The following is a 3,007-nucleotide window of genomic DNA, read 5'->3' as shown; positions in this document are numbered from 1 at the left end:
CCCCGCCCACATGGCGCCCGCACCATTCCCCACCGGAACGAGGCTTCCCACAGCTCCTTCTGATAATCGAACCAGTCCTTTCCAGGCGGTAGGGCTTCTCGCAGCCGCTCTCCGGCATCCGACGGCCAATCGGGAAGAAAAGATTCGAGTTCCGCCTCCGGGAGGGGGAAGGGGAGCAGCGGGCCGTTCTCCCCCGGGCGGGCCCGCTCAGCGAAGACGCGGCTGGCCGCTTTATCTGCCGCCTTCAGATAGGCGAGGAGCGCCACGTAACAGGCGCGGAAGCGCGCCTGCTCTTCCATTGACATCCCGGCGACTTGCTGAGTTATCCTCTCTCGTATCCTCAGCAACGCTTTCGACAGCTCGCCCAGCGTGCGCCGCGAGAGCTCATCCAGCGGCAGGTCCGGGAACGCAGCGGTCCATCCCCAGATCAGAGCAGTCTCCTCGTAGAGCCGACGCAGGATCTCCTGGAGCGCGGGGAGGAAGCTGAGCCGTTTGTGGGGATCCGGGAGGTTCTGGTAGAGATCCCGATGTAGCTCCGTGTGGTGGGCAGCGACCGCGAGCACCTCAAGGATGGGGGCTTCTTTCAGCAGCTTGGGGAAAGAGGCCTTCCGCCAGGCCATGTCCATCAGCGGCAAAGCCGCCAGGGCGTGGGGGAAATTCCAGGAGGTTCGATCGGCCTCCAGCGCTTCCTGGAAGGGGGCGGTGCCTTTCCCCGCATCGTGAAAGAGGACGACCAGCCCGATGATCTGGCGGACATGATCCGCGTCAAATCCATGGCGGCGGCAGAACCCGAGGAAGCCGGACCGTCGGGTGAGGGCTTCCGCGACGGCCAGGCTGTCCCGGATGTGTCCGTAGAGGGTCTGCCATCGCTCGCCGTCACGCTTCCCCCACAACACCATGGTGCGTTTCCCTGGGCGTTGCCCCTCGGCCGGTGATCGCTGCGGCGCGCCGGAAGGCGACGGCGCCGCCTCGCGAGGTTCAGGCAGGGAGCAGGATCACGCCCTCGGATTCGAAAAACGCCAGAGGCCGAGGTTCGGGGAGTGCGAAAGGGAAGCGGCGCGGCAACGCGAGCAGGGGCGGCGGCGCCAGATCTCGCCCGGTCCGGAAGGCCAGGGGCAGCCGGATCAGCTCGCATCCTTCGTAAATGCCGGGCAGCAACCCCCAGACCTCTCGACCCTCGGCTTGCTTCACCTCGCCTATCCAGCGAAGGTTCACGATCACCATGTCGTCGGATCCACCCAGATACAGTGGACGGGCCGGGCGTCGCAGGGCCTCCCCGAGCTCCTGGACGATCGTCTGGGACCCCGAAGCCAGATAAACCCGATAGGCAGGCCGGACGAGGAAGGATTTGCGCACCGGGGAGGAGGGGAAATCCACCGGGCGTTTCCCCTCCTCTTTTCGGCCTTCCCCAACCAGCTTGAGGAGCTTCGCCAGCTCCCGCTGGGGCCGCCCGGGGGGCTCCAGGGGCCGGAGGTTGAATCGCAACGCTTCCTGCAGGCGTTGCCGTTCCGTTTCGTAGTGGGCGTAGTGAACCCCCAGGGCGTTGAGCAGCATGCCAAGGATCGTGGTGAAGGGCGGCACCGGGTAGGTAAGGACCACACTGGTCGCCGCCACCTGACGGAAGCAGGCGAAATACGGGCTCTCCAGGTCTACCGTCAGCCCATATTTCGTCATGCGCTCACACCCCCAGAGCGGCCTTCGCGCGAGCGATCGCCTCCCGCGGCGTGACGACCTCGATCCCGTGCCGGCCCAGGGTCTCCCGGACCGCCTCCCCGTTTGCGATCACGCCTTCCAGCATCCCGGCGAAAACCGCCGGCCGTTCATCTGCCCTTGCCACATCCTCTTGAAGCTCCCGAAGCACCTGATCGAGCCGTGCCGTATCAAGGATAGCGGCGCCATCCCATCGGATCTCCAGAGCCTTCTGGAGGCGATGGGAATAGTTGGCCTGGAGCGCAACAAGCAGGAGATCAGGGGTGAAGTCTGTGAGCAGCCGGGCCTGTTTGGAGTAATCACTGAAATCCTGCACGGCATCCAGCAGCAGCCGGATGCGTCGCCGGCGCTCCGCCTCATCAACGTAATCCTTCAGGGTCACCCCCCTCACCGTCTGGGCTTTCTTCCCGCGGCCCTTCTCGATCTCCACCAGCTCCTCCTCGCGACCCACCCGGCGCAGATCCACCGCCAGGCCCACCTTGTAAAGATTAACGGCCATCTCCACGTTCACGATATCCCCGCGGATGGCCCCCGCCTCCTCCTGGACCGCGCCGCGATGGCGGCGGGTGAGGAAGTCCACAGTCATGGTCTCCTCCAGGGGAATCAGGCCCATGGCCGGGGAGACCTTGACGGGCGAGACCCGGACGACGGCACCCACTTCAGGCAAGGTGATCATGAAGCCGAAGAGGTCACAGAGCACACACTCGGGAATACGCCCGCATGTTTCCCCTTGCTCATCGGCCACACATGCCTCCTCCGGGCGCACCTCCCGGCGGATGGCCTCTTTCAGGTAGAAGCGCATGGCCTGGCCGCTGACGTAAGGATACTCGCGTCCGGCCCAGCGGTATTTCTTCAGATCCACCAGATTGCTGCCGCCCTCGCCCGCGTTCAGGTTGGTCAACCCGGTGCGGGAAAGCCATACCATGGAGATCGCTTTCACCTCCATTGCCTTCCTCCTCTCTGGTTGAGGTTTGCATCACCGCTTACGGGTTGCCATAGGGCTCTGGGGGGATGGGAACGACAGGGCCCGGCGCCCCATGCCCCCAGGCGTCTTGGTCCTCATCGGGCGGTCGCCTCAGCGGTCTGGCCCCGGACCACCCCGGCGTATTCCAGCCCGGCGTAGATGAAGAGCGTGTGCTTCATATCGGCGAACCGGCGGGCGTCATCTCCCGTGGCGTGGATCAGGGCGGTGAGCCGGTCGAGGGCTTCCAGGGAGAGGTACTGATCCCGCATCTCCTGAGCCTCCATTCCCACCAGGCGGTGCACCACATCGCTCAACACCCCCAGCAGGTCGGAG

Annotated in this window: 4 protein-coding genes; all 4 read right to left on the bottom strand. The window is 65.2% G+C overall.

Annotated features, from left to right (window positions below):
• Positions 1-899: CRISPR-associated endonuclease Cas3'' (locus VAE54_RS10570; RefSeq protein WP_322801931.1), on the bottom strand; the 899-nt coding region annotated here is incomplete at its 3' end.
• 79 nt (positions 900-978) lie between these two features.
• Entirely contained in the window at positions 979-1,674 is a 696-nt protein-coding gene (cas5, locus tag VAE54_RS10565; protein ID WP_322801930.1) for a CRISPR-associated protein Cas5, read from the bottom strand.
• Between the two features lie 4 nt (positions 1,675-1,678).
• Positions 1,679-2,656: a type I-B CRISPR-associated protein Cas7/Cst2/DevR gene (gene cas7i / locus VAE54_RS10560; protein WP_322801929.1), complete on the bottom strand. Its 978-nt coding sequence runs from the start codon at positions 2,654-2,656 to the stop codon at positions 1,679-1,681.
• Between the two features lie 113 nt (positions 2,657-2,769).
• Positions 2,770-3,007 (bottom strand): hypothetical protein (locus VAE54_RS10555; RefSeq protein WP_322801928.1); only part of this gene is annotated, 238 nt, incomplete at its 5' end.

Source organism: Thermoflexus sp. (genome assembly GCF_034432235.1).
Taxonomy (GTDB): Bacteria; Chloroflexota; Anaerolineae; order Thermoflexales; family Thermoflexaceae; genus Thermoflexus.
The sequence above is the reverse complement of the archived record's forward strand: the minus strand, read 5'-3'. Positions and strand labels throughout refer to the sequence as shown.